The 25,697-nt window shown below is 71.2% G+C and carries 17 protein-coding genes; 9 read left to right on the forward strand and 8 right to left on the reverse strand.

Annotation, left to right across the window (positions count from 1 at the left end; translation table 11 throughout):
- Positions 1 to 121 precede the first annotated feature (121 nt).
- From ACQEU8_RS01770 to ACQEU8_RS01780, 3 genes are all read left to right on the forward strand, one after another.
- On the forward strand, positions 122 to 760 hold the full coding sequence (locus ACQEU8_RS01770) for a COG4315 family predicted lipoprotein (protein ID WP_433096020.1): 639 nt from the start codon (positions 122 to 124) through the stop codon (positions 758 to 760).
- A gap of 174 nt (positions 761 to 934) precedes the next feature.
- A complete protein-coding gene (locus ACQEU8_RS01775; protein WP_433096022.1) occupies positions 935 to 1,567 on the forward strand; it encodes an NADPH-dependent F420 reductase in 633 nt (210 codons plus the stop codon).
- 192 nt (positions 1,568 to 1,759) lie between these two features.
- The gene (locus ACQEU8_RS01780) at positions 1,760 to 2,530 is read left to right on the forward strand and encodes a sulfite exporter TauE/SafE family protein (protein WP_433096024.1); all 771 of its coding nucleotides are present in this window, start codon (positions 1,760 to 1,762) and stop codon (positions 2,528 to 2,530) included.
- A 38-nt stretch (positions 2,531 to 2,568) separates the two neighbouring features.
- On the opposite strand, the gene ACQEU8_RS01785 is transcribed toward ACQEU8_RS01780, so the two are convergent.
- Positions 2,569 to 3,942: an aspartate aminotransferase family protein gene (locus ACQEU8_RS01785; RefSeq protein ID WP_433096026.1), complete on the reverse strand. Its 1,374-nt coding sequence runs from the start codon at positions 3,940 to 3,942 to the stop codon at positions 2,569 to 2,571.
- Between the two features lie 14 nt (positions 3,943 to 3,956).
- Entirely contained in the window at positions 3,957 to 5,447 is a 1,491-nt protein-coding gene (locus tag ACQEU8_RS01790) for a CoA-acylating methylmalonate-semialdehyde dehydrogenase (protein WP_433102083.1), read from the reverse strand.
- Between the two features lie 176 nt (positions 5,448 to 5,623).
- On the opposite strand from ACQEU8_RS01790, the gene ACQEU8_RS01795 reads away from it, so the two are divergent.
- From ACQEU8_RS01795 to ACQEU8_RS01805, 3 genes are all read left to right on the forward strand, one after another.
- Positions 5,624 to 7,267, forward strand: coding sequence for a PucR family transcriptional regulator (locus ACQEU8_RS01795; RefSeq protein WP_433096028.1), 1,644 nt, complete (start codon positions 5,624 to 5,626; stop codon positions 7,265 to 7,267).
- Positions 7,268 to 7,482: 215 nt separating this feature from the next.
- A complete protein-coding gene (locus ACQEU8_RS01800) occupies positions 7,483 to 10,653 on the forward strand; it encodes a glycoside hydrolase family 2 TIM barrel-domain containing protein (RefSeq protein WP_433096030.1) in 3,171 nt (1,056 codons plus the stop codon).
- A gap of 495 nt (positions 10,654 to 11,148) precedes the next feature.
- Entirely contained in the window at positions 11,149 to 13,392 is a 2,244-nt protein-coding gene (locus ACQEU8_RS01805) for a PIG-L family deacetylase (RefSeq protein WP_433096032.1), read from the forward strand.
- Positions 13,393 to 13,506: 114 nt separating this feature from the next.
- Here ACQEU8_RS01805 and ACQEU8_RS01810 read toward each other — a convergent pair whose 3' ends face one another.
- Positions 13,507 to 13,932 (reverse strand): VOC family protein, encoded by a 426-nt coding sequence (locus ACQEU8_RS01810; RefSeq protein ID WP_433096034.1) that lies wholly within the window; start codon positions 13,930 to 13,932, stop codon positions 13,507 to 13,509.
- A gap of 104 nt (positions 13,933 to 14,036) precedes the next feature.
- A complete protein-coding gene (locus tag ACQEU8_RS01815; RefSeq protein ID WP_433096036.1) occupies positions 14,037 to 14,459 on the reverse strand; it encodes a DUF5997 family protein in 423 nt (140 codons plus the stop codon).
- A gap of 59 nt (positions 14,460 to 14,518) precedes the next feature.
- On the opposite strand from ACQEU8_RS01815, the gene ACQEU8_RS01820 reads away from it, so the two are divergent.
- Entirely contained in the window at positions 14,519 to 15,283 is a 765-nt protein-coding gene (locus ACQEU8_RS01820; protein ID WP_433096038.1) for a LysR family substrate-binding domain-containing protein, read from the forward strand.
- 153 nt (positions 15,284 to 15,436) lie between these two features.
- On the opposite strand, the gene secD is transcribed toward ACQEU8_RS01820, so the two are convergent.
- From secD to ACQEU8_RS01840, 4 genes are all read right to left on the reverse strand, one after another.
- Positions 15,437 to 17,746, reverse strand: a complete 2,310-nt coding sequence (secD, locus tag ACQEU8_RS01825; RefSeq protein WP_433102085.1) for a protein translocase subunit SecD — start codon at positions 17,744 to 17,746, stop codon at positions 15,437 to 15,439.
- A gap of 456 nt (positions 17,747 to 18,202) precedes the next feature.
- Positions 18,203 to 18,595: a hypothetical protein gene (locus ACQEU8_RS01830; RefSeq protein WP_433096040.1), complete on the reverse strand. Its 393-nt coding sequence runs from the start codon at positions 18,593 to 18,595 to the stop codon at positions 18,203 to 18,205.
- A 248-nt stretch (positions 18,596 to 18,843) separates the two neighbouring features.
- Complete coding sequence (locus ACQEU8_RS01835) at positions 18,844 to 21,510, reverse strand: hypothetical protein (RefSeq protein ID WP_433096042.1); 2,667 nt, start codon at positions 21,508 to 21,510, stop codon at positions 18,844 to 18,846.
- 63 nt (positions 21,511 to 21,573) lie between these two features.
- A complete protein-coding gene (locus ACQEU8_RS01840; RefSeq protein ID WP_433096044.1) occupies positions 21,574 to 23,082 on the reverse strand; it encodes a hypothetical protein in 1,509 nt (502 codons plus the stop codon).
- A 113-nt stretch (positions 23,083 to 23,195) separates the two neighbouring features.
- Between ACQEU8_RS01840 and ACQEU8_RS01845 the strand changes: the two genes are divergently transcribed.
- Together ACQEU8_RS01845 and ACQEU8_RS01850 are read left to right on the forward strand one after the other, a co-directional pair.
- Complete coding sequence (locus ACQEU8_RS01845) at positions 23,196 to 23,759, forward strand: DUF2165 domain-containing protein (RefSeq protein ID WP_433096046.1); 564 nt, start codon at positions 23,196 to 23,198, stop codon at positions 23,757 to 23,759.
- Between the two features lie 280 nt (positions 23,760 to 24,039).
- Entirely contained in the window at positions 24,040 to 25,440 is a 1,401-nt protein-coding gene (locus tag ACQEU8_RS01850) for a glycoside hydrolase family 6 protein (protein ID WP_433096048.1), read from the forward strand.
- Positions 25,441 to 25,697 lie beyond the last annotated feature (257 nt).

The following is a 25,697-nucleotide window of genomic DNA, read 5'->3' on the forward strand; positions in this document are numbered from 1 at the left end:
TGCGGTTGCGCCCACCTCGACAGCCCTTTTACTGAGTACAGGCGCATGAGCCGGGAGCACCGGTACGGGGGCCGTGGGCACAGCGCGTGGGGGCGGCCATTCGAGGACCGGGAGGAATTCCATGACTACGTTCACGAGGATCTCGATTCCCCTTGCCACCGCGATTCTGTGCGGCGGTGTCGCCGCTGGAACCGCTGGGGCCACTGCCCCCACCGCGGACAGGGGTGGCTCGAACGCCGAGGTGGGCGCCCCGGTAGGGGTGCTGGCGCCCCGGTCGACCGAGTCGGCGGGGACCAGCGTGTTCACCGCCGGAGTCGCGCAGCCCAGGGCTGAGAAGTCCACGAAGGCCGCGGAGACGGTGAAGGTCAAGAAGGGGAAGTACGGAAAGATACTGGTGGACGGCGAAGGAAGAACGCTCTACCTCTTCAAGAGGGACAAGAAGGACAAGAGCACCTGCCACGGCGGCTGCGCGGAGGAATGGCCGCCCATGACGGTGGACAAGAAGGCACGGGCCGGGAAGGGCGTCAAGAAATCCGAGCTGTCCACGACGAGCAGGGGAAACGGCGAGAAGCAGGTCACCTACAACGGTCATCCGCTCTACCGGTTCGAGGGGGACGAAAAGGCCGGGCAGACGCATGGCCAGGGGCTCGACCAGTTCGGCGCCAAATGGTATGTCGTCGACACCAAGGGCAAGGCCGTTGTGCACAAGCCGAAGCCCGGTGATTCACCCAAGCCGAAGGACCGCGACGGAGGGTACTGAGGCACCGGCCCCGGAGCCCGTTCACGGGCTCCGGGTCAGAGGGTGGCGAATTCGGTGAGGCCCGCCCGTTGTCGCGGCGAAGTGGCTTACGCACCCAGAACTAGGCCTTCGGTGCCGGTCGGCCCGGGCCCGCGGTCCGATTCGCCGAGCCGCGGCAATGGTTAGCGTCACACCATGCGAATAGGACTACTTGGCACCGGCAACGTCGCCCGCGCGCTGGCCCACGGCTGGAGCACCGCGGGACACGATGTACTCCTCGGCTCACGCCGGCCCGAGGACCGTACAGACCTCGGTCTCCCCGTGGCGGGCCTGAGCGAGACCGCCGCCCACGCACAGGTACTGGTCAATGCCACCCCCGGGGCCGTCTCCGTGGAGCTGCTGCACTCCATCGGCACACCGGCGCTGGCCGGCACCCTGCTGATCGATATCGGGGTCGGGCTCTCCGATGACTTCACGGAGCTCTCCCACCCCAACAGCAGTCTGGCTGAACAGATTCAGGAAGCCTTTCCCCTGACCCCCGTCGTCAAGACGCTGTGCACCATGGACGCCACCGTGATGACCGCCCCGGACGGTCTCGACGGCCCGAGCACCGTCTTCCTCTCCGGCGACGACGCCGAGGCCAAACGAACCACCGGCCGCCTTCTCACCGACCTCGGCTGGCCCCCGTCGTCCCAACTGGACCTCGGCGGCCTCACCACCGCACGCGGGCAGGAGCACTTCGCGCTGCTCTTCATGGGTATCGCGGGCGGACTTGGGGCTCATACGTTCAATATCAAGGTGGTCACCCAACCTGCGCCTGCGGCCTAGGGCCGCGTCCGGCGCCTCTTGACCGGCCCTCTCTGTTGTTCCGGTCAGGGAGTGCCCCTCCCGATGCTCGCGGGGTGCGGGTGCTGTGGCTGGTCGCGCCCACGCGGCGGAGCCGCACATGAACACAGCCCCGCGCCCCTTGGGGCGCAGCCGCCGATCGTCGTCCTTGGGCCTGGTCGTAACGTTGCCGCCATGATGGGGTGGGAGGTTGCGCTGATAGCGGTGGCCGGGCTGTGGGCAGGTGCGATCAACACAGTGGTGGGTTCCGGCACTCTGGTGACTTTCCCGGTGCTCGTCGCGCTCGGCTATCCGCCGGTGACCGCGACGACGTCGAACGCCGTCGGACTGATCACCGGCTCGCTCACCGGCGCGTACGGATACCGCCACGAGCTGTCCGGACAGCGCAACCGGGTACTCGGCTACGCGGTGGCGTCGTTCTTCGGCGCCATCGGCGGGACCGTACTGCTGCTGTCGTTGCCCCAGGACGCGTTCGAGGTCATCGTGCCGTGGCTGGTCGGCATCTCCGTCGTTCTCGTCGCGCTCCAGCCACTGGCTGCCAAACGGCTCCGTACGAGGGACGCCGCGCACCGCTCCGGACCGCTGCTGTACGTCCTCATCTTCCTCATCGGTGTATACGGCGGCTACTTCACGGCGGCGCAGGGCATCATGCTCGTCGGCGTCATGGGGCTGCTGCTCGCCGACTCCCTGCAGACACTCAACGCGTTGAAGAACGCCCTGACCGCCGTGGTCAACGTCGTCGCGGGCGTCATCTACGCCTTCGTCGCCCCCATCAGCTGGCCGGTCGTCGGCATTCTCGCCGCCAGTTCCACACTGGGCGGACTGCTCGGCGCGAAAGTCGGCCGCAGACTTCCGCCGAGCGTGCTGCGCGGAACCGTCGTGGTCATCGGCGTCGCAGCTGTCATCCGCCTGCTCGTCCAGGGAGCGGGGCACCCCCTCACCTGAACAACCGAGAGGGCCCGGCAAGACCCGGCGGACAAGCCCTAGTGGGACGCCTCCGTTCCCGCTACCAACGCGTCCACCCGGCCAAGGACCTGGTCGACGATGTGCAACCCCTCACGCGCCTCGGACTCGCTGATCGTGCACGGCGGCACGAGATGGATCCGGTTCCCATTGGTGAACGGCAGCAGTCCGAGCCGCTTGGCGGTGCGGACAGCCTCCGCCATAACGGGGCTGCTGCCGCCGGTCGGTGCGACGGGTTGCCGGGTGTGCGGGTCGCTGACCAGTTCCACCGCCCAGAAGACGCCGCGACCGCGGACCTCGCCCACGCTGGGGTGCCGCGCGGCGAGCTTATGGAGTTCGGGGCCGATCACGTCGGTGCCGATGCGCCGGGCGTTGTCGATGATGCCGTCGCGTTCCATGACGGTGATGGCGGCAGCGGCTGCCGCACACGCGAGGGGGTGGCCGGAGTAGGTGAGCCCGCCGGGATAGGGGCGGTGCGCGAAGTGGTCGGCGATCCGGTCGCCGATGGCGACGCCACCGAGCGGCACATAGCCGGAGTTGACGCCCTTGGCGAAGGTCAGCAGATCGGGGACCAAGCCCTCGTCGTCGCAGACGAACCACGCGCCGGTGCGGCCGAACCCGGTCATCACCTCGTCGACGATGAACGCTATGCCGTACCGGTCGCACAGCTCCCGCACGCCCGCGAGGTAGCCCGGCGGCGGCAGCATGATGCCGGCGGTGCCGGGTACGGCCTCCAGCAGGATGGCCGCGATGGTCCCGGGGCCTTCCAGCTCGATGACCTGCTCGAGATGTGCGAGCGCGCGCCCGCACTCCTCCGCCTCGGTCGCCGCGTCGAAGGCGCTCCGGTACAGATACGGGCCGAAGAAGTGGACCACGCCGGAGGTCCCGGTGTCGTTGGGCCAGCGGCGCGGATCTCCGGTCAGGTTGATCGCGGTCTGCGTCCCGCCGTGGTAGGAGCGGTAACGGGTCAGGACCTTGGGGCGGCCCGTGGTCAGCCGTGCCATCCGTACGGCGTGCTCGTTGGCGTCGGCGCCGCCGTTGGTGAAGAAGACCCGGTCGAGGTCGCCGGGGGTGCGCTCGCAGATCAGCCGGGCGGCTTCGGAGCGCTGGTCGTTGGCGTGCTGCGGGGCGACGGTGGCCAGGGTGCGGGCCTGGTGGGCGATGGCCTCCACCACGTAGGGGTGCTGGTGGCCGATGTTGGTGTTCACCAGCTGGGAGGAGAAGTCCAGCAGCCGGTTGCCTTCGCCGTCCCAGACGTAGGAGCCCTCGGCGCGGGTGATGACCATCGGGTCGAGTTCGGCCTGGGCCGACCAGGAGTGGAAGACGTGGCGGCGGTCGAGCTCGTAGGTCCGGGCGACGGCGCGGGTGTCGAGTTCGGTGTGGATGAGGGTCACGGCCGTGGTCTCCTTCAGGCGGTCTGTGGGTAGCCGAGGTTGAGGCCGCCGTGGCTGGGGGCCCGCCAGCGGGTGGTGACGACCTTGCCGCGGGTGAAGAAGTGCACGCCCTCGGTGCCGTGCGCATGGGTGTCCCCGAACAGGGAGCTCTTCCAGCCGCCGAAGCTGTAGTACGCCATCGGTACGGGAATCGGCACGTTGATGCCGACCATGCCGACCTCGACCTCGTTCTGGAAGCGGCGGGCGGCGCCGCCGTCGTTGGTGAAGATCGCCGTCCCGTTGCCGTAGGGGTTGGAGTTGATCAGTTCGAGGGCCTCGTCGTAGGTGTCCACCCGCAGGACGGACAGGACCGGTCCGAAGATCTCGTCCGTGTAGCAGCTCATGTCGGTGGTGACGTGGTCGAGCAGCGTGGGGCCGAGCCAGAATCCGTCCTGGCCGCCGTCGGCGCTGACCTGCCGGCCGTCCACGACCAGGCGGGCGCCGTCCTGTTCGGCCTGGTCGATGTAGGAGGCGACCCGGTCGCGGTGCGCGGCGGTCACCAGGGGGCCCATGTCGCTGTCCCGGGTGCCGTCACCGGTCCTGATGAGCCGGGCCCGCTCGGCGATCTTCGCGACCAGTTCGTCGGCGACGGGGCCGACCGCAACGGCGGCCGAGATGGCCATGCAGCGCTCACCCGCCGATCCGAACCCGGCGTTGACCATGGCGTCGGCGGCCCCGTCCAGGTCGGCGTCGGGCAGGACGACGGCGTGGTTCTTCGCACCGCCGAGGGCCTGCACCCGCTTTCCGTTGGCCGTCCCTGTGGCGTACACGTACTGGGCGATCGGTGTGGAGCCGACAAAGCTGACGGCCTTGACCGACCGGTGGGACAGCAGCGCGTCGACCGCGGTCTTGTCGCCTTGCAGCACATTGAAGACACCGGCCGGCAAGCCCGCCTCGGCCCACAGCTCGGCCAGCCACAGCGCGGCCGAGGGCGCCTTCTCGCTCGGCTTCAGTACGACGGTGTTGCCGGCCGCTATGGCTACGGGGAAGAACCACATGGGCACCATCGCGGGGAAGTTGAACGGCGCGATGATGCCGACCACTCCGAGCGGCTGCCGGACCGAGTGCACGTCCACCTCGGTCGAGGCGTTCTCGCTGAACCCGCCCTTGAGCAGGTGCGGGATGCCGCAGGCGAACTCCACGACCTCCTGGCCGCGGGTGACCTCGCCCAGCGCGTCGGACAGGACCTTGCCGTGCTCACCGGTGATGATCTCGGCCAGCTCGCCCTTGCGCTGGTTGAGCAGTTCGCGGAAGCGGAAGACGATGCCGATGCGCTTGGCCAGTGACGTGTCCCGCCAGTCCGGGAAGGCGGCGGCCGCCGCCGCGATCACGGAGTGGGAGTCCGCTTCGTCGGCCAGCGCCACCTCGCGGGTCACCGCGCCGGTCGCAGGGTTGGTCACTGCGGCAGCACGTCCGCTGGTGCCGGGGAACGCCTTGTTGTCGACCCAATGGCCGACGCGGGTCAGATCGCTGGTCGCTGCCACTGCTTCCTCGCCCTCGCTCGATCACTCACAGCAGGCAGACCCGCGGCGCCCGGGAAGCACGGCTCCGGGTGGGCGCCACCCGCCTGCCTGCTCCGAGGCTGCCAGAACACCGACCGACAATCTGTACAGACCCAAGGGGAGAAATTTACGATGCGTAAATGCAGCCGACCGTCCGGGAAGTACTCCAGCTATCCGCCATGGCAGCGGGCCGACCGCACATCATCGGCGGCCACGACCACCTCGACCGCCCGGTCCGCTGGGTGCACATCAGTGATCTCACCGATCTGACCGACCTCCTGGAGGGCGGCGAACTCGTCCTGACCACCGGGCTCCCCCTGGCCGACGGCGCACCCCGGGCCAAGGACTATCTGACCAGGCTGGCCGCACAGGACGTGGCGGGCCTCGTCATCGAGCTGGGCACCCATCTGAGCACCGTGCCGGAGCACCTCGGGCCCCTCGCCGACTCACTGTCCCTGCCCGTGGTGACCCTGTCCCGCAGGACCCGTTTCATCGAGGTCACCCAGCAGGTGCACCGGCTGATCGTGGCCGACCAGTACGAGGAGGTCGAGTTCGCCCGCACCACCCACGAGGTCTTCACCTCGCTCAATCTCGCCCGCGCGTCGACCACCGACATCGTCACGCGCGCGGCACAGGCACTGGGCACCCCGCTCGTCCTGGAGGACGTCAGCCGGCATGTGCTGGCCTTCTGCGCGCTGGACACCCCGACCACCGCCCTGCTGCACCAGTGGGCCGAACGCTCGCGACGCCACGACTCTGCCGACACCTCCGAAGACGGTTCCGGCTGGTCGGCCGTGCCCGTGGGCGTCGGCTCCGAGCGGTGGGGCCGGCTCGTCCTGCCCGTCCGGACGCCGGATACGTCCCGCGCGCGTATGGTCCTCGAACGCGCGGCCCAGTCGCTGCAGCTGCACCGGATGATCCAGCAGGAGCGTGAAGCCCTCGTCGCCCAGGCACTCGGCGGCCTCCTCGACGACCTGCTGAGCGGCCGGGTCGGCGAGGAGAGCGAGGCCATGGCGCGGGCGACCGCGCTGGGGCTGAGCCCGAGCAGCCGGTACGTACCACTGTCCGTACGCGTGCCACGACGCCCCGACACCGACGCGCTGACCCAGGGTGAGGTCGACCGTCGGCTCCTGACCGCGGTGCGCCAGGCGGTGGCCGCCACCGGCGAGAGCACGATCGCCTCCATACGCCGGGAGGGAACGGTCTCGGCGGTGATCTCCTGCCCGCCGAAGGGAGCCGACCACGCGCTGGGCGCCGTCTGCACCGGCCTGCGCGAACGGCTGACCGGACGGAGCGGCACCGACGGCTGGGCCGCCGGCACCGCACCGGCGTCCGCCACCCTCGTCGGCGCCGCGCAGGGCCTCGCCGAGGCGGAGCACGTCGCCGAGGTCGGCCTCACCATGCCGGAAGCAAACCGCCTCTACCGCTCGACGGACGTACGGCTGCGCGGACTTGTCGCCCTGCTCCGCGACGACCACCGTCTTCAGGCGTTCGCGGAGATCGAACTGGGGCGGCTGCTCGATCACGACGCGCGCACCGGCGAGAACCTGCTGGCCCTCTTGCGCACCCACCTCGAATGCTCGGGCTCCAAGACGCACACCGCACGCCTCACGGGTCTGAGCCGGCCCACCCTCTACAGCCGGCTGCGCGGCATCGAGAAGATCCTGGGCGTCTCCCTCGAAAGCGCCGAGTCCCGCACCTCCCTCCACACCGCGCTGATGGTCATCGACGCCCGCCGAGCCGACCACAGCGCGCCCCAGGGACCGGGAACAGCGGGGACCTGACCGGGAGATGAGCCGCAGGGAGCCTGCGGTGGCACGAGTGATCGGTACGGCCGAGAAGAGGGCCGGGTTCCCTCTTGGGCAGCAGCCCAGGTTTCCTCTTGGGCAGAATTGGGGGCCCTATTGACGCAATCCAACAACTCCCTACAAACTCCCGTGGTTCCGCGGGCCGCGCCGACCACGCGGCGATTCGACAACGACGAGGGCGGGAGCCACGGATGGCGATCTCACGACGAGCGGCCCTGGGCGGAGCCGCCGTGCTCGGCGGAGTGCTGGGAGCGCCGGTGGTGGGTCAGGCCCCGGCTGCGGCTGCCGGCCAGTCGGCCGCGACAGCGACCGTCCCCGCGTCGGGACGGACGGTCGACTTCCGGCGCGGGTGGCGGTTCGCGCTGGTCAACACCACAGGTGCCGACGCCCCGAAGCCGGACGACAGAGCACCGCTGTGGCGAGACGTGGACCTGCCGCACGACTGGAGCATCGAACTCTCCCCGGAGAAGGGCGAGCACACCACCGCGGGCAGCGGCTATCTGCCGGGCGGCCTGGGCTGGTACGCCAGGACCTTCACCTTGCCGGCCGAAGCCGCGGGGAAGCGGCTGTCCGTCGAATTCGACGGGGTCTACATGGACGCGCACGTCTACTGCAACGGCCGGCTCGTCGGCACGCACCCGTATGGCTACACCGGCTTCGCGCTGGATCTGACCGACCTGGTCCACACCGACGGAAAGACGCCGAACACCCTGTCGGTGAAGGTCCGCAACCAGGTGCCCAGCAGCCGCTGGTACTCGGGCAGCGGCATCTACCGAGACGTGCGCCTCATCCTCACCGACCCGGTCCACATCACCCGGCACGGCGTCACCGTCACCACGCCGAAGCTGAAGGAGTCGGTCGAGGCCGGCCACGCCGACGTCCGTGTGGAGGTCCGCGCGGTCAGCCACAAGCCCGGGTCGGTACGGGCACAGCTTTCGGCGGTCCTCAAGGACGCGGACGGCAAGACCGTGGCCGAGGCGAGCGCACCGGCGACGTTGGACGACCGCCCCGGCGCCACGCGGCTCGATCTGCGTATCGACGACCCGCACCTGTGGTCCTTCGACAAGCCGTACCGCTACACGGCCGTCACCCGGATCACCGTACGCGGCAAGGTCGTCGACGAGACGACCACAAGCTTCGGTCTGCGCTGGTTCGCCTTCGACCCGGCCCGCGGCTTCTCGTTGAACGGCGAGCGGGCGAAGCTGCGCGGCGTCAACCTCCACCACGATCTGGGCTCCCTCGGCGCCGCCTTCCACCCGGACGCGGCCCGGCGGCAGTTGACGGTGATGCGCGAGATGGGGGTCAACTCCCTGCGCACCTCCCACAATCCGCCCGCGCCGCAGGTGGTCGAGATGTGCGAGGAGCTCGGCATCGTGATGATGGTCGAGGCGTTCGACTGCTGGCGCACCCCCAAGAACCCGTACGACTACGGCCGGTTCTTCGACGAGCACAGCGATGCCGATGTCAAGGAGATGGTCCACGCAGCGAAGAACTCCCCCGCCGTGGTGATGTGGTCGATCGGCAACGAGATCCCCGACAGCACCAGCGAGGCGGGCGTGCCCATGGCGGACAGGCTGATCAAGGCCGTCAGGTCCATCGACACGACGCGGCCCGTTGTGCTGGGCTCGGACAAATACCGCACCGTTCCCGAGGACGGCTCTCCGCAGGACCGGATCCTGCGGATGCTCGACGGCGTCGGGCTGAACTACAACACGGCCGCCTCGGTCGACGCCCTGCACAAGAAGTACCCGAGCGTCTTCCTCCTGGAGGCCGAGTCGTCCTCGTCCACCTCCACCCGGGGTGTGTACGACAACCCCGGGCAGCTCAACACCGGTGAGAACTACACGCCCGGCAGCCGTGGCGCCTCCTCCTACGACAACAACCTGGAGACGTGGACCATGAGCGGCGAGTACGCCCTCAAGAAGGACCGCGACCGGGAGTTCTTCGCCGGCCAGTTCCTGTGGACAGGCATCGACTACCTGGGCGAGCCCACCCCGTACAACGACGTCTTCCCCGTCAAGTCCTCCTTCTTCGGCGCCGTCGACACCGCCGGCTTCGCCAAGGACCAGTTCTTTCTCTTCCGCAGCCAGTGGAGCGCGGAGCCGATGGTGCACCTGGTGCCGATGGACTGGACGACGCACCGGCGCAAGGAGGAGGTGACGGTGTGGGCCTACAGCAACGTCGGAACCGTCGAACTCTTCCTCAACGGGCGGTCGTTGGGCGCGAAGTCCTTCGACCGGAAGACGACCGAGGACGGCCGGAAGTACTGGGAGACGACCGAGGAGACCGGCGACGACAAGACGGTCACCTCCGGGCCGTACCCCGGCAGTTACACCAGCCCGAACGGCAGCGCGGGCAAACTGCATCTGACGTGGCAGGTCCCCTTCCAGCCGGGCAAACTCGTCGCGGTGGCCCGCCGGGACGGCGCCGAGGTGGCCCGGGACACATTGCGGACCGCGGGGGAACCGGCCGCCGTCCGGCTCATCCCGGACCGGAGGCGGATCACCGCCGACGGCCGCTCGCTGTGCTTCGTCACCGCCGAGGTCACCGATGCGCGGGGCGTCCTGGTGCCGGACGCGGACCACCGCATCACGCTCCATGTGACCGGTGGCGGAAGCCGCCTTGTGGGCGTGGACAACGGGCAGCAGGAGAGCGCGGAGAACTACCGCTCCCCCGTACGCGCCGCCTTCCACGGCAAAGCGCTCGCCATCGTGCAGGCAGGAGGGGACTCCGGACCGGTCACCGTCACCGCACGCGCGGACGGGCTGCGGTCCGGATCGACGAGGATCCAGGCCACCGGCGGGGGCCGCGGGCACGACGCTGCCGCCGCTCTGCCCGCCCCCGACGCGGCGCGAAAGCCGCAGCAGACGCAGCAGCCGGAACGAGGCGACGGGCCCAGCGCGGACGCGAGTTTCTCCGGCGCGCCCGACACCGTGCCCGCGGCCATGCTCGACGACGATCCCGCCACCGGCTGGTCGAACTTCTACCGGATGCCGGCGACAGCGCTGCTGCACCCGGTCAGCAAGGCCCACGCCGAGGACTGGGTGTCGCTCGGCTGGCCGGACCGCAGGCGCGTCAGCGGCCTCGAGGTGTCGTTCACCGTGGACGAGACCCACGCGCTGCCGAAGGCGCTCGCCGTCAACTACTGGAACGGCCGGGCGTACGTGCCGGTCGACCATCTCCGCGTCAGCTGGGCACCGGGGTCCGGCGAACCCACCCGCATCACGTTCGACACCGTCGCGACCACCAGGGTGAGACTCGCCATGACCAGCCCCCGCCCGCACGAGGACAACGGCTTCCTCCGAATCGTGCGCCTCACAGCCCGGACCGCCACCGAGGGGGCGGACGGCCGCCGGGACTGAGCCACCGCACGTCGCCTCCCTCACGTGCCGCAGCCACCTCCCTCACGCCGCACGCCGCCTCCCTCACGTCCACGTCCGAGGCCCTCTCCTTCGGGTCCGGGCGAGCGGACCGATCGCTGTCGGCCGCAAACGCCGGAGCCGACAGCTGTGCGTCGTACGACAGCCGTCCCAGGGAGCCGTCCGGGCCGACGGGCAACCGCCGACACTGCCCGGTCGGCTCCTGACGACGGCCGCCGGACTGTGTGATGGCCCACAGCCGCGCTGCTTGTCGGGCCGACCGGAGCGTGCGGGCCGGGTGCTGAACACCGGTGATCCACCGGGCAATTACCGCGGACGGGCAGGCCATGCCGGGCGCCAGGACCCGCGGCGGGCTCGGTCCGGCGCGCCGGTGCGCCCCTGGAATGCCTCCACAATTCAAGGCGATCCGTACATCCTTCCGCGCCTCAGAACGATCATGCATGACGACGTGATCATGCATGCAGAAAGCACCCGTACATGCCCCGTATATCCCGAGCCGCCGCCGACAGGCGGCGTCCCGGCGCGCTGATCGGCCCCTTGTGCGCCCTCGGCCTGCTGGCCGGTCTGACCGGCTGTGCGCACGGCCAGGCCACCGACCGCTCCGGAAGACAGCACATCAGCGGCCCGCCTGTGCAGGCCGCACCCGTCCCCACCGGCGCCTGGGCCGGAGCGGGCGCCCCCGTCCGCACGGCGGAATCCGTGCTCCAGATCGTCGCGCACCCGGACGACGACCTGTTCTTCGTCAACCCGGAGATCGCGCAGTCGATCCGCTCGGGCCGCCCGCTGACCACGGTGTATCTGACGTCCGGCGAGGCCGACGGCGTCAACGCTCCGCGCAGAAACCTGCCGGGAGCCGCCGCACCGGCACGCAAGCGCCGAGAACGGGGTACGAAGGCCGCGTACGCGGAGGCCCGGCAGAACGGCATACGCGCCGCCTACGCGGAGATGGCCACCGGGGACCGCTCCACCCCCTGGAAGCGCACCGTCCTGCGCACGGCGGGCGGCGGCTTCGCCGAGCTGGACACGCTGCGGGGGCACCCGCACATACGCCTGGTGTGGAACCTCCTGCGGGAAGCCGGCAGCATCACCGGGCACCGCCCGCACAGCCTCCACGGCCTGTGGCGGGGCGAAACGGCACGGCTGGCCTCACAGTTGACGTCCGCGGGACCGGTCACCCGGCATTTCCGCTACACCCGGGAGCAGCTCCTCGACACTCTGGCCGGCTATCTGCGCCACTTCCGGCCGACGCAGATCCGGATGCAGGACCCCACGCCCGGCCGGCTCGACCGCAACGGCAAGTACGCCGACCACCAGGACCACTTCGCGGGCGCCCGCTTCGTGCAGGAGGCCCTCGCCCGGCACGCGGCCGAGGCGGCGGAGGGCAAGGCCCCGCACTTCACCGTCGAGACCTATCTCGGCTACTTCAACGGCGGCCTGCCCCACGTCCTCGGCGGCAGAACGGCGGAGAACAAGCTCCGCACCCTGGACACCTACGCCTGGGCCGACCGCGCCGAGCGGCGCTGCCGGTACCGGGCCGGCTGCGGCGATTTGAAGATGGTGCCCAGACAGCAGCATCAAGGCTGGTCGCACGGCATACGGCACACCAGCGGCGACTCCGTCTCGTGGCTGCGGGCCGACAGGGACGGCTCGCTGTGGGCGTACTCCGTCCTCGACGGCAGGGTCGCCGTCCGCCACCGGCCCGCCGGGGCAGACGCCCACTGGCGCGCACCGGTTCTGCTGCCCGAGACGGGGATCGACCCCGCGCTCAGCACCGTGCGCCTGCCGGACGGGCACACGGCCCTCTTCGGCACGCGTACCGTCACCGAGGACGGCCCCGGCGGCTACCGCAAGGAAGTCGGCTGGATCGTGCAGCGCCCCGGCGGCGGCTTCGGCCCGTGGCAGCCCCTCGGCGCCCCCGAATCCGGGGACGACGCGGGCCTCTCGGACATCAGCGCCCCGGCAGTCGCCGTCACCCCCGACGGCACCGTGACCACCGTCGTCCGCACCAGCCGACACCGGCTCAGCGCCCGTGTCCGCCTGCCGGACGGCAGTTGGAAGCCGTGGCAGGCGCTCGGCGGCAGCGGAGTGCACGGCGACCCGGCCGTCGCCGTGGACGGCGCGGGTCGGCTGCACGTGTTCGGCGCGACGTCGAGGACGGTCCTCACCTGGAGCGGTCCGGTCTCCGGCACGCTCTCCGGTCCCCGTGCCACCGGGCTGCCCGCCGTCACCGGTCCCTTGACGGTGCATCGCGACGGCCGGAACGCCGTGCGCCTCTACATGCGCGCCCCCGGCTCCGGGCACATACTCACCGCGCGGGTCGGCGCCGCGCCGCCCGGCAGGGCGTCGAGTGCGGCGACGCGGCCCTCGCGTGTCACGGACCCCTCGCGTGTCACGGACCTGGGTGGGGCAGCCGGCTACGGTCCTGTCGCCGTCACCCCGCTCCGCGACGGCCGCACCCTGCTCGCCGCCCGCGCGGAGAACGGCGATCTCCAGACGGCCGTCCTCGACGAGCGCCCCGGCGCGGCTGCGGCCGCGTCGCGGGCCGAGCCGGTGTCCTCGCGGGTGCGCTGGAGCAGAACAGGCTTCCTGTTCGCCGGCGCCCCCGCAGTTGTCCCGGCCCTCGGAGGCCGGGGAGCCGATCTTGTGGTGGAGGGCCTGGACGGCCGCCTGTACTGGGCTCGTACCGGCGAGCACGGCACCTCGGGCTGGCACCGCGCCTGACCGTGGCGGCCGGGAGGTCGCCCGGCGCCCGCTGCCCGACCTCGGCTGACGACGCCGCCCGACGGGCCGGAGACGACTCCGGCCCGGCGGGGCCACACCGTCGGGTCGGGCGCTTCAGCGGATGGGCTGGCCGACCGCCAGCATGTTCCCCTCGCTGTCACGGAACCAGGCGCCGCGCTCACCTCGTGCGCCCTTGCTCGGGTAGTTCCCTTCGACCTCGGCGATGCCGTTGCTCGTCCGGAGCCCCGGCACGTCGACATCTTCGAAGACCACGCCACGCCGTTGGAGCTCCGAGACCGCCGCCTCGATGTCGTCGACCTCCCACGCCATCTGCGTGAAGGTGCCGGCAGCGGCTCCGGTCGACCTGAACAGGGCGAACTCCACGCCGCCGCACCGGTACAGCAGCCCACCGGGCCGTTCGTCGACGGGCTCCAGACCCAGCTGCTCGGAGTAGAAACGCCGCGCTCGGTCCAGGTCCTGGGCCGGAAGCCTGGTCGCGGGGCGTGCACCGGCCAGCACGTTCCTGTCGTCTGCGTTCATGTCCCCACTGTGTCGCCTGCGGCCGCGCGAGGGGTGGAGGCGACAGGCACGCGTCTCGGAGAGGGCGCGGGATTCAGCCGAGTGAGGTCAGAAACCGAGCGCGGTCAGGAGCGCGGGGGACGGGATGCGCCACGCTCCGCGTTCTTCTCCTGCTCCTTGAGCCGCTTCTCCTTGAGGCGTACCGCCTCTTTCCGCACCTCGGCCTGGGTGGCGCGTTCCTTTCGCAGCCATTCCGGGTCGGCGCTCTTCAGCTCCTCGATCTGCTCCGTGGTGAGCGGCTCGGTGACGCCACCGCGGACGAGGCCCGAGGTGGAGATGCCCAGCTTCGCCGCGACCACAGGACGGGGGTGCGGGCCGTTGCGGCGCAGCTTCCGCAGCCACTCGGGCGGATCGGCCTGCAGCGCGTTCAGCTCGTCGCGCGAGACGACGCCCTCCCGGAACTCCGCGGGGGTGGCATCGAGGTACACACCCAGTTTCTTCGCCGCGGTCGCGGGCTTCATGGTCTGGGTGCTCTGGTGCGACGTCATGGCGTCCAGCATATCGAGCGTGTGTGCCGCCTCCGACCACGCCCGGGTAGCCTGGCCACGTGACAGGCTCGGAAGCTCCCCCTTCGTTCCGGCTCGCGTACGTCCCGGGCGTGATCCCCACCAAGTGGGTGCGGATCTGGCAGGAGCGACTGCCCGACATTCCCTTGCATCTCGTGGCGGTGTCCGCCGCCGAAGCGCCCGGCGTACTGCGCCGTGGCGGCGCCGACGCGGGTTTCGTACGGCTGCCTGTCGACCGTACGGAGCTGAGCGCCATTCCCCTCTACACCGAGACGACGGTGGTCGTGGTCCCGAAGGACCACCTCGTGACGGCGGCCGACGAGGTGTCCGCCGAGGACCTGGCCGACGAGATCGTGCTGCACCCCCTCGACGAGGTGCTGGACTGGGAGCAGCGGCCCGGACAGGCAGCGAAGGAGCGCCCCGCCACGACGGCGGACGCCGTCCAGCTGGTGGCGGCAGGGGTCGGTCTGCTCATCGTTCCGCAGTCGCTGGCCCGCCTGCACCACCGCAGGGATCTCACCTACCGGCCGGTCACGGACGCTCCCCAGTCGCGGGTCGCGTTGTCCTGGCCGGAGGAGAAGACCACCGACATGGTGGAGGACTTCATCGGGATCGTCCGGGGGCGGACCGTCAACAGCTCACGGGGCCGCCGCCCCGCCCCGGCACAGCCGAAGGAGAAGCGCCCCGACGCGGGGGGCGCGCGGCGGAAGCCCGCCGCCCACAAGCCGACCGGCAGGGGCAGGCGCACGGGTTCCGGCGGCGTCGCGAAGGGCGGCAAGCGCGGCAAGCCCCGCCGACGGTCGTAAGCGCGGCAGCCCGTCACACGGCAGCGCCGCACGCGGCAGCCCGCCACCCGGCAGTACGCCAGCGGCAGTCCGCCACCCGGCGGCGCAGCTCCACCCCGGCAGCAGGGTGGCGGCCCGGCGGAACAGCAGGCCGCCACCGTCTGCTTCCGCTCTCTACACCACCGCTCCCGAGCCGTCCGTACCCCGTCGCCCAGCCGGTTGTTCCCGGCGCGGCTGTGGCCGGCGCTGTTCCAGTGCCACGGCCAGCGGCGTCGCCGTCAACACCGTGGAGGCCACCCCGAAGAGGACGCCGGCGAGCAGGGCCACCGAGAAGTCGGTCAGCGAGGTGCCGCCCAGGAACATCAGGGCAGCGAGGATGAACAGCGCGCCCATGCCGGTGTTCACGGTGCGCGGCAAGGTGCGCAGCACAGCGGCGTCGGCCAGCTCCGGCAGCGGCGTGGCGCGGTCCGCGCGGCGCATGCCGCGGAGCCGGTCGAGGACGACCACCGTGTCGTTGACCGAGTAACCGACGACGGTGAGCAGCGCGGCGAGGAAGACACTGTCGACGGGCTTGCCGAGCCAGGCGAACAGCCCCACCACCAGCAGGACGTCCTGCACCATCGCCGCCACGGCCGCCGTGGCCAGCGTCCAGCGGAACCTGATGCTGAGGTACAGCAGCTGCGCCCCGACAGCGATGGCCAGCGCGAGCAGGGCCTTGTCCCGCAGTTCGCTGCCGAGGCTGGGCCCCACCAGTTCGTCCCGCTCGACCGAGACGGTGCCCCCGGTCGGCTCCAGCCCTTCCCGGATATGGTCCCGTTCCGCGTCGGTGAGCTCTTCGGTGCGTACGGAGATGCCGCCGTCGCCCGCCTCCTGCACCACCGCGCGGGGGAAGCCCGCGTCGGCCACGGCCTTGCGCGCGGTCTCGGCGTCGACGGACCGGCTGGTGCCGTACTCGACCAGCCGACCCCCGGTGAACTCCACACCGAACTCCAGCCCGCGGAGCCCGATTCCGGCGAGAGCCACCAGCACCACTCCGGTCATGACGCTCAGCCACAGGCGGGGACGACGCGCGAAACGCGGTCCGCGCGCAGCCGGCCAACGGCGCAGCCGGGAAGAGCCGGTAAGGCCCGTGATCCGGGGACGACGCCGCACCCAGCGGCGCCGTACCGCCCACTCGGCGAGCACCCGTGTGATGACCATCGCGGAGATCATCGAGGCGAGGACGCCCAGCGACAGGGTCACGCCGAAGCCCTTGACCGGTCCCGTCGCGAAGAAGAACAGCAGCCCGGCGGCCAGCAGCGTGGTGACGTTCGAGTCGACGACGGCGCTGTACGCCTGCCGGAATCCGGTGCGCAGCGCCCGCCGCAGGTCCCGCTCCCGCCGCTCCTTGTCCGGCCGCAGGCTGGGCCGGCCGTACTCCTCGCGGGCCCGTTCGAAGACGAGGACGTTGGCGTCCACCGCCATCCCGATGGCGAGCACGAAACCGGCGAGTCCCGGCAGCGTCAGCGTGGCCCCGAGAGCGACGAGTGCCGCGTACGAGATCAGCCCGTACAGCGCGAGAGCGACCGTGGCCAGCGCCCCGAGCAGGCGGTAGACGACGGTGATGAACACCGCGGTGCACACAAGTCCGATGACTGCCGCCTGGGCACTCGCGCGGATGGCGTCCGCGCCCAGCGAGGGCCCGACCGTCCGCTGCTCGACCACCTCGACCGGGACGGGCAGCGCGCCGCCCTTGATCAGAGCCGCGAGGTCCTTGGCCTCACCGTCACCGAAGTCACCCGTGATCTGGGTGGATCCGCCGGTGATACCGGTACGGCAGGCCACACCCTCCTGGATGCGGGGCGCCGAGACGATCTGGTCGTCGAGGACGATCGCCACCCGCCGCTGCGGGGCGTCCGGCGGGCGGCAGGCGGCCCGGCCGGTCAGTTCGGCCCAGGCATCGGAGGCCCCGTCCCGGAAGTCGACGGTCACACTCCAGCCGCTGCCCTGCGCGGTGTCGAGCTGCGGCTCGGCGTTCTTCACCCCCTCACCGGTCAGGGCCGTCGGCCCCAGCCGCAGGAACGTGCCCTTGGTGTCGGGATCGGGCAGGAGCCTGCTGCCGTCCTTGCCCCGCTCCTGCCGCGCGTCCTGCGCGGGTCCGCGCCCGGTCGTCTCCGCCACCGGGTGGAAGGTCAGTTGGGCGGTACGGCCGATCACCTCGGCGGCCTTCCGGGGATCCTGCACCCCGGGCAGTTCGACGACGATCCGGTTCTCCCCCGCGCGGGACAGCGACGGCTCGGCCACGCCCAGTGCGTCCACGCGCTGTCGGAGTACCTCCAGCGCACGGTCGGTGGCGGCACCGTCGGCCCGGACGCCGGGGCCGTCCCGGGTCTCGAGAACGATGTGTGTTCCGCCCTTGAGGTCCAGCCCCAGCCGGGCCGGGGTCGTCAGGGCGAAGAAGAGCGAGATTCCCACGACAACAAGCGCGAGCAGCGCACGCCACATCGGCGCGCGGGAACGGTGCGGAGCACCAGCGGTACGAGTACGGCGAGGCGTACGGGACAAGACCACTCCAGGCTGAAGAGGCACCGCGCGACAAGCGCGGCGCACATGGCAGCCGACCGCTCACCTCCACACCGCGACGCACATGGCGGGGCACGGCAGCGCATGACCTACCGCCCCGCGCGCCACACCGCAATACCTGCGCCGCAGGAGACACACGGGGGGCCGGTGTATCCGCCGTACGACACGTGTGGTCCGGCGTACGACGCGTGTGGGTCCGGCGCACGACGCGGGCCCCGTGGCCGTACAGCGACGCGGCAACGCGCAGCGGCATCCGGCGCGGACAACGGCCCAGGTCAGGCCGTCACAACGGCATGCGGGCACATGCCTGTTGTCCGGGACGGAGCGGGCACGGGCGAGGGACGCGGCCCGGGCGCGGGAGGGAGTCGGCCGACTCGGTCAGACGTCGAGCGGCGTACCGGGCGGGCCCCGGCTGGTGCGCGGGTCGTGGGAGGAGCGCGGCGGTGCGCGTTCCTGGGACGGGCCGCCGGTGTACCGGCTGACGAGCGGCGCAGCCGCCGTAACCGGGGCGGTGGTCTGCACGGCCGGAGGGTGGGTCGGATGGCCGGGCGGACGCACCTCGTGCGGTGCCGTCGCGATGGCGCTGTGCGCGACGGCCTTCCGCCGGGTGTCGGGCCGGGAGAGGGAGGAGCGGGCCTCCCCGCTGTGCTGGGCTCCCCGGTCCACCGTCACGGTGCCGGTCGGCGGCGGGCTTCCCGGCACGGGAGCCGCCGCCGCGGCGCCCGCCAGAAGCAGCAGAGCACCCCAGAACAGCGCGAGAACCGCGGACACGGAACGGCGCGAGGAAAGACCTTGCGAGCGCGGCTGCATGGTCCCTCCCCCGTCGAACGCCCGTGTCCAGTGCGGGCCAGTCTACGCGGCGTACTTCGAACGGAACGGGCACACAGCAGATCACCGCCGGGTTTCCGGGGCAGCGGGGCGGATCGGCACACGGGCCTGCGGCGGCAAGACGGTGACCCCGTGACCGACACCCCGCCCGCCTGCGCGGAGAGGGCGGGCCCGGAGCCTGGGACAGGACGTCACCAGGGGGCGTGGTAGTGGCCGGTGGCGGCGCGCCACAGTGCGGAGAAGGCGGCCTTCGGCCGGTCGTTGAAATTGCCGGCCGGGAGGTTGCCGAGCAGGTCCAGTACGGCACTGAGGTGCCCGCAGTCCGCGGCCTTCTCGATGAGCTCCTCGGTCGGCCTCCCGCGTTTGGCGCGTGGCGTCCTGAGCAGCTCGGCGTGCGCCTCGGCGAGGGCCGCGACGTCCTCGTCGGTCGGTGTCGGCGGCAGGGACCGGCTCGGCGCGCCGTCCGCGATTGCCTGGGCGCGCTCATAGTCCTCGTCGGGTATGTACCACGAGTCGGCGAGCCATGAGCGGAGCAGATCGGGCCTGCCGAGCTCGACCAGCGGCTTGATCATGCTGGACGGACGGTCCCTGGGCGGGACGCAGGCTGCGAGGAACTCCTCGGCCAGGTCGAGCCGATCGGTGTTCAGCAGACACAGCAGCCACGCCTCCGAGTAGATGCCGTTGGGACGATTGAACCGGCGCTCCTCCTCGGGGAACGTCCACAGCGACCGCGCCTCGTCGACACGCCCGCACTCGGTGAGCGCCCAGATGACCGCGAGACGGTTCTGCCATGCGTTGGTTTCCGGCTCGATGGCATCGCGCGCGCGGGCGAACCAGGCGTCGGCGGCGGCCGTGTCACCCAGCGCATGGTGGGCACCGGCGATCGCGGAGGTGACGCGGGCGACGTTGTACGGACCGAGGGCCGACTCCGCGCCCGCCTGGGCGAAGTCGAAAGCGGCGCGGGCCTGTTCGCTCCGGCCCGCACGGGCCAGGATCGTGGCCACGTGGGCGGACGCCACGACGCGCTCGTCGGCGTCGGGCACCGCCGCGAGCAGTTCCGCCGCGCCCTCGGCCTCCCCTCGCCGTGCCCGAAGCCGTGCGGCGTCACCGAGGCTCTCGTTCACGGCGAATTTCCAGTTGTCCCCGAGTGCGGAGACGGAATCCCTGGCCGCCGAGAAGAGGTCGTCCAGCGTCGCGGTGTTGGGCGGTGGCCAGGCTCCGTCCCCTTGGGCGGCCGCATGTGCGCCGACTGCCCCCGTGGCGTACTCGGCACCGGCGGCCGCCTGCCTTTCGACGTACTCCTGGACGAAGAAACCCAGGCCGTCGTCCCCGAGCCGCTCGGCGGCGGTCCGCGCGTCCGGGACGACGTCGAGCCCGCCCCACCGCACCGGCCAGCCGAAACGCCGGTCGACGGACCAGGTCAGCACCGCGTCCAGCTCCTCCTCGCGGTCCGGCGGTGCGATGACCACGCCTTCCTCGAAAGCCGCACACCATGTGCGGTCGTCGAGCGGGAAGTTGACGTTCTGCTCCTCGAATACGTAGTCGTCCTCGAAGAGGCGGGGGCCCGGTGGTTCGCGGAGGAATTCGAATTCGGCCAACAGCCCACCGGTGTCGGGCCGTCGGAAGGTCACCCCGGTCGACCCCACCTGGACTCGTACTCCGCCCGACCTGTCGGTCACCGGGCCGCCGGACCCGGCGGCGGCCTTCGGCCCGTCCTCCCCGGTGGCCCAGCTGATGCGCCTGGTGGCCAGGTCGGCGACGAGATTCCGCCTGTGCCGGTGGTCGTAGATGTAGAGCCTGCTGCCGTCGGGCGACCAGGTGGCCCTGTTCTCCGGCCACAGTTCGTCGCCCTTCTCCCGGAAGTCCTCGGGGAGGGTCTCGCCGAGCAGATACGGGTGCGAGGGCGAGGCGTAACCGGGCAGCCAGTACAGACCGCCCGCGTCTAGCGGAACTACGCACCCCTGGATGGTGCCCGCGCACCCGGCCCGGATGAACGCGCGCCTGCCGTCGGGGGCCAGCGTCCACTCCGGCGGCCGGCTGCCGCCGTCCGTCACCGACGCGCTGGCCAGCGGATATGTGTAGGTGGCGGAGTCGAAGGGGTCGAACACCCCGATCTGGTTGGTGTCGTAGGCGAGTCCGATCCTGGTGCTGTCGGCCGACCACTGGATGACGTCTTCGTAATCGGGCCAGCCGACGCCGCCTTCGATGCGGTCGAGGACGTTGACGCAGCGGCCACTGGCGACCTCCCAGATCTGCAACGCACCACCACGGTGGTAGTCGTCGCCGCCCCAGCTTCCGGTGGCCAGATAGCGTCCGCACGGGCTGAGCGCCGACGACTCGATCTCCGTGATGTGGCCGTATGGATGCTGCAACCGGGTGCCGTCGAGACCGCGGATCCGGCCGGTGGCGAAGCGGTGGGCCTCGGTGATTCCGTGGGTGCGCTCGAAGGACAGCAGTCGGTCCCGGAGCGGCGGCAGATCCCGCTCTGCCGCGAAAGCGGTCCAGTCCGCTTCCCGGAGGAGATCCAGCAGCGCTGCCGGGTCGGAGGCCGACGTCATGGACTCGTGGTCCGCGAAGATCCTTGCCGCAGCAGCGCCGATCCCGTCGCCGGGGGCGCGCTCGGCGGCCTCGTTCAGCACCGCGCGCAGCGCCTCCGCGTCATAGATTGGGATGCCGAGCGTGCTCGCCTTCCCGATCTTGTGGCCCGCCACGTCGTGCGCGGCGAAGACCAGGTCCGTCTTCGCGGACACCGAACTCGACACCCTCGCACCCAGCGCTTCGAGTCCCGCCTTCGCCGTGGCGTGCGACAGGTTGGGAAACCGACCCGTCAACGCCACTGTCCTTCCCCGTAGTTCCATGGCCGAGATCGTAAGACCCCCCACTGACACTCCGGCTGATCTCCAGACGCCTCCCGCGGGCGGTCAGGGCACGAGCTGCGACATCACGGCCTGCGGGAGCGAGGGGTTGGCGGCTGCCGCCTCCACCACCTGGAAGTCGTCGTCGAGCAGGTCGCTCAGCACAGCGGGCGGCAGTGCCGGGCGCCCGGCGGCGATGCGTCTCGCCTTGTCGTCCGCCAGGCAGCCGAGCAGCGCCGACGGTGTTGCCCGGCGGTGCCGCGCGATCTCGCGGAGGGCCCTGCGTACGGGCGGCTGCTGCTGTGCCAGGTGCTCCAGCAGCGCAGCGGACGCGTCCGGATTGGTGGCCACCTTGGCGACGACCCGGGCTCCGTGCCGGTCGGCCATCGCGCGCAGCCGGGATTCGGACAGGCCCGGGTGGCCGGCGAGGGACGCGAGAACCTTCGCGTCGGGGTCGGCGGCCAGCGCGTCGCGGATCGTCGCCGGCAGATCGCGCCGGGCGGCAACGAGCATCCGTACGGCCGGGCTCGGCGAGACGGCCAGCTCCTCGACCTCGGCCCGAGAGGCGGCGGCGACGCGGGGCAGCAGCACCGCACCGATCTTGGTGACGTCGGCCAGGCGGGCCAGCACATCCAGCGGCACACGGGGGTTGAACGCCACGGCGCGCCGCACCTCGGGGTCGGCGTCGGCGGCCAGCTGTCGCATCAGCGCCTCGCCGATCGCCGGGTTCTCCGCGAGATCGGCCCGGACACCACAGGAGGGGTCCCCCGCAAGCCGGGCGAAGACCTGCGGCGGCAGGCCAGGGCGGGCGGCCAGTGCCCAGCGCAACTGGAGCGAGGGGTGACCGGCGAAGCCGACGAGAACCTCGGCCGGTGTCGCCGGGTTACGAAGCGCCCTCTCGTACAGCTCGTGCAGGGTGGACTGGTGGGAGCCGTCGCACGCGGCGCCGGGCCGCAGTCGGCAGTCGGTGCGCGGGCAGTTGGGATCGTGCACGAAGGGCGTCGCCTCGCGGTCGCAGACCAGGCACTGCCGGACCGGTGGCAGGCCGTCGCCGGTGACCAGCCGTGCCAGTACAGCCGGTGGTGTCGCCTCGTTGGCCGCCACCGCGCTGCGCACCTCGGCGTGCGGATGCCGCGCGAGCCGGGCCGCCCTCGCCGGCGTCGTCCGGAGCGCGAGCTCCGCGACGACTCGTACATCGGCGTCGGTGGACAGTCTCTCGGCCACGTCGGGTGGCAGACCGGGACAGCCGGCCAGCTTCTCCCGGTGCTCGGCAACCGGATCCGAGGCCAGGAGGTGCGCCCATTCCGGACGGCCGGAGCCCTCCTCCAGCAGTGCGAGCGCAGCGCGTGGCTGCGTCGCCGGATCGGTGTCGGCGGCCGACAGCTTGCCCTCGTAGACGAGTTGTACTGCTGCGTGTTCGAACTGTGCGGCCAGCTTTGCCGTCTGCGTACGGCTGAGGTCGCTGCGGCAGGCGAGGGCTGTGGCAATGTCGTCGTCCGCCAACTCCATCAGCCGGTCGACCAGTTCGGACGGCAGGGCCGGGTTGGCGGCGAGCCCGCACAGCACGTGGTTCACACGAGCATCCTGCCCGGGCCGTGCACGCAGCGTCGATCCGCGGCCGGGTGCGGCGGCCGGTCCGCCACCCGGGCGGACTTCAACGACGAGGCTCGTTGGCCCATAGTCGGATCATGAATTTCTCACCTGATCACTCGCGCAGCTCGCACGACGGCGAAACGGCGGCCGTCCGCGGCCACTTCGGCGTCCGCGAGGCAACTGCCGCGGTGCTGACCGCCACGGTGGCCCTGTACATAGCGCTGGTTGCTTTCGGGAACATCACCGACTTCGACACCGACAGACAGTTCGTACGCCACGTACTGGCGATGGACACCACCTTCCGGGACGACGATCTGATGTGGCGCGCGATCACCTCGCATGCCTGGCAGGACGCGGCCTACATCGCGATCATCGGCTGGGAGACCCTGTCTGCGCTCGTGCTGATCGCCGCGACCTGGCTGTGGCTTCGGCGCCGCGACCTGCGACGGGCCCGCTTCCTGTCAACTGCCGGGCTGCTGATGCTTCTGCTGCTGTTCGGCGCGGGCTTCATAGGCATCGGCGGTGAGTGGTTCGCCATGTGGCAGTCCGAGAAGTGGAACGGCCTGGAGGCGGCCACCCGCGTCGTCCTGCTGAGCGGCCTCGCCCTGCTGACGGTGCTCTCCACGGGGAACCGCTCAGGTACCGCCGCTTCCGACTGAGGCCCGGCCCGCCGCGGAGGGCTCGGAGGGCGAGGGACCGGGCGCGTCCCCGCGGCGGGATCGGCCGTGCGAGCCCCCTTGCGCAACCGGAGCGCCGCGCTACTGTCCGTGGGAGCGCTTCCATTCGGTCGGCCTGAGCACCGCGTCGCAGCAGTGGGAGCGGTTCCATGCCACGGGGGTTCCACGGGAGCCCGCGGGGATCGACGGCTCGAAGGGGGCCGCCAGGATCCGCGCGGGCGCATCCCGCACACCACAGCGAACCGTTGGAGGAACACATCTCATGAGACAGCTCGCCGATCGACACCGCGGCAGTCGCGGTCGCCGGGCCGGACGGCTCGGCGCCGCCCTCGCCGCCGCCCTCGCCCTCACCGTCGGCCCGCTCGGCGCGGCCGGTTTCGCGCAGGAGTCCGGTTCCGACGTCCAGGCCAAGCTGGACAACCCGTACCAGGGCGCGCAGTTATATGTGAACCCGGACTGGTCCGCCAAGGCGGCCGCCGAACCCGGTGGCGACGCCGTCGCCGACGAGAGCACCGGCGTGTGGCTCGACCGCATCGCGGCGATCGAGGGCACTTCGGACGCCATGGGTCTGCGGAAGCATCTCGACACCGCGCTGCGCCAGGCCGCCGGCAAACCCATCGTCGTCCCGCTGGTCATCTACGACCTGCCAGGGCGTGACTGCGCGGCTCTCGCCTCCAACGGCGAGCTGGGGCCGCAGGAGATCGGGCGGTACAAGAACGACTACATCAACCCGATCCGCGACATCCTGCGCGAGTACTCCTCCCGCGCCAATCTGCGGGTGGTGACGACGATCGAACCGGACTCACTGCCGAACCTCGTCACCAACACCAGCGGGCGGCCCACCGCCACCCCGGAGTGCGACGAGATGAAGCGGAACGGCAACTACGTGGAGGGCGTCGGTTACGCCCTCGCGCAACTCGGCGCTGTCGGTAACGTCTACAACTACGTCGACGCCGGCCATCACGGCTGGCTCGGCTGGGACAGCAACCTCCAGCCCGCGGCCAACCTCATGTTCCAGGCCGCCAACGCGGGCGGCGCCACACCCGCGGACGTGCACGGCTTCATCGTCAACACCGCCAACTACAGCGCGCTGAAGGAGAAGAACTTCTCCATCACCGACACGGTCAACGGCCAGACAGTGCGGCAGTCGAAGTGGGTGGACTGGAACCAGTACGTCGACGAACTCGGCTTCGCCCAGGGCTTCCGGCAGGCCGCCGTCTCGGCCGGCTTCTCGTCCGACATCGGCATGCTCATCGACACCTCGCGCAACGGCTGGGGCGGCTCGCAACGGCCCACCGGGCCCGGTCCCACCACCTCGGTGGACGCGTACGTCGACGGCGGGCGCTACGACCGCCGGATTCACGCGGGCAACTGGTGCAACCAGGCGGGCGCCGGTCTCGGAGAGCGCCCGCAGGCCTCCCCGGCCGCCGGTATCGACGCGTACGTGTGGATGAAGCCGCCGGGTGAGTCCGACGGTTCCAGCACCGAGATCCCGAACAACGAGGGCAAGGGCTTCGACCGCATGTGCGACCCGACGTACAAGGGGAACGCACGCAACGGCTACAACCCCTCCGGAGCGCTGCCCGACGCGCCGCTGTCCGGTAAGTGGTTCCCGGCACAGTTCCAGCAGCTGCTGAAGAACGCCTCTCCGCCGGTGTCCTGAGAGCGGTCCACCGGCGTCCTGAGGACGGCTTGAGGGCGACCTGAGGACGGCCTGGGGACCGGCGCCGTCCGGCCCCACCCCCACGGACGGGTCGGCGGACCGATGAATCGACGCCCAGCGTCCGACGACGACGGCCGGGTCCGCACCCGCGGACCCGGCCGTTCCGCGTCGGTGGGCGCGAGCACCGCGGAGGCCGCCGCTCCAGCCGGCCGCTCCGGCCGGCCGCGGAGCCGGCTGCCGTTACGCAAGATTCACCT

Source organism: Streptomyces sp. CA-250714 (assembly GCF_050936705.1).
Taxonomy (GTDB): Bacteria; Actinomycetota; Actinomycetes; order Streptomycetales; family Streptomycetaceae; genus Streptomyces.

Bases quoted from the DNA above. Each gene is read 5' to 3' on its own strand.
- ACQEU8_RS01770 (WP_433096020.1), top strand. From the start codon at position 122: ATGACTACGTTCACGAGGATCTCGATTCCCCTTGCCACCGCGATTCTG.
- ACQEU8_RS01775 (WP_433096022.1), top strand. From the start codon at position 935: ATGCGAATAGGACTACTTGGCACCGGCAACGTCGCCCGCGCGCTGGCC.
- ACQEU8_RS01780 (WP_433096024.1), top strand. From the start codon at position 1,760: ATGATGGGGTGGGAGGTTGCGCTGATAGCGGTGGCCGGGCTGTGGGCA.
- ACQEU8_RS01795 (WP_433096028.1), top strand. From the start codon at position 5,624: ATGCAGCCGACCGTCCGGGAAGTACTCCAGCTATCCGCCATGGCAGCG.
- ACQEU8_RS01800 (WP_433096030.1), top strand. From the start codon at position 7,483: ATGGCGATCTCACGACGAGCGGCCCTGGGCGGAGCCGCCGTGCTCGGC.
- ACQEU8_RS01805 (WP_433096032.1), top strand. From the start codon at position 11,149: ATGCCCCGTATATCCCGAGCCGCCGCCGACAGGCGGCGTCCCGGCGCG.
- ACQEU8_RS01810 (WP_433096034.1), bottom strand. From the start codon at position 13,932: ATGAACGCAGACGACAGGAACGTGCTGGCCGGTGCACGCCCCGCGACC.
- ACQEU8_RS01815 (WP_433096036.1), bottom strand. From the start codon at position 14,459: ATGACGTCGCACCAGAGCACCCAGACCATGAAGCCCGCGACCGCGGCG.
- secD (WP_433102085.1), bottom strand. From the start codon at position 17,746: ATGTGGCGTGCGCTGCTCGCGCTTGTTGTCGTGGGAATCTCGCTCTTC.
- ACQEU8_RS01835 (WP_433096042.1), bottom strand. From the start codon at position 21,510: ATGGAACTACGGGGAAGGACAGTGGCGTTGACGGGTCGGTTTCCCAAC.
- ACQEU8_RS01845 (WP_433096046.1), top strand. From the start codon at position 23,196: ATGAATTTCTCACCTGATCACTCGCGCAGCTCGCACGACGGCGAAACG.
- ACQEU8_RS01850 (WP_433096048.1), top strand. From the start codon at position 24,040: ATGAGACAGCTCGCCGATCGACACCGCGGCAGTCGCGGTCGCCGGGCC.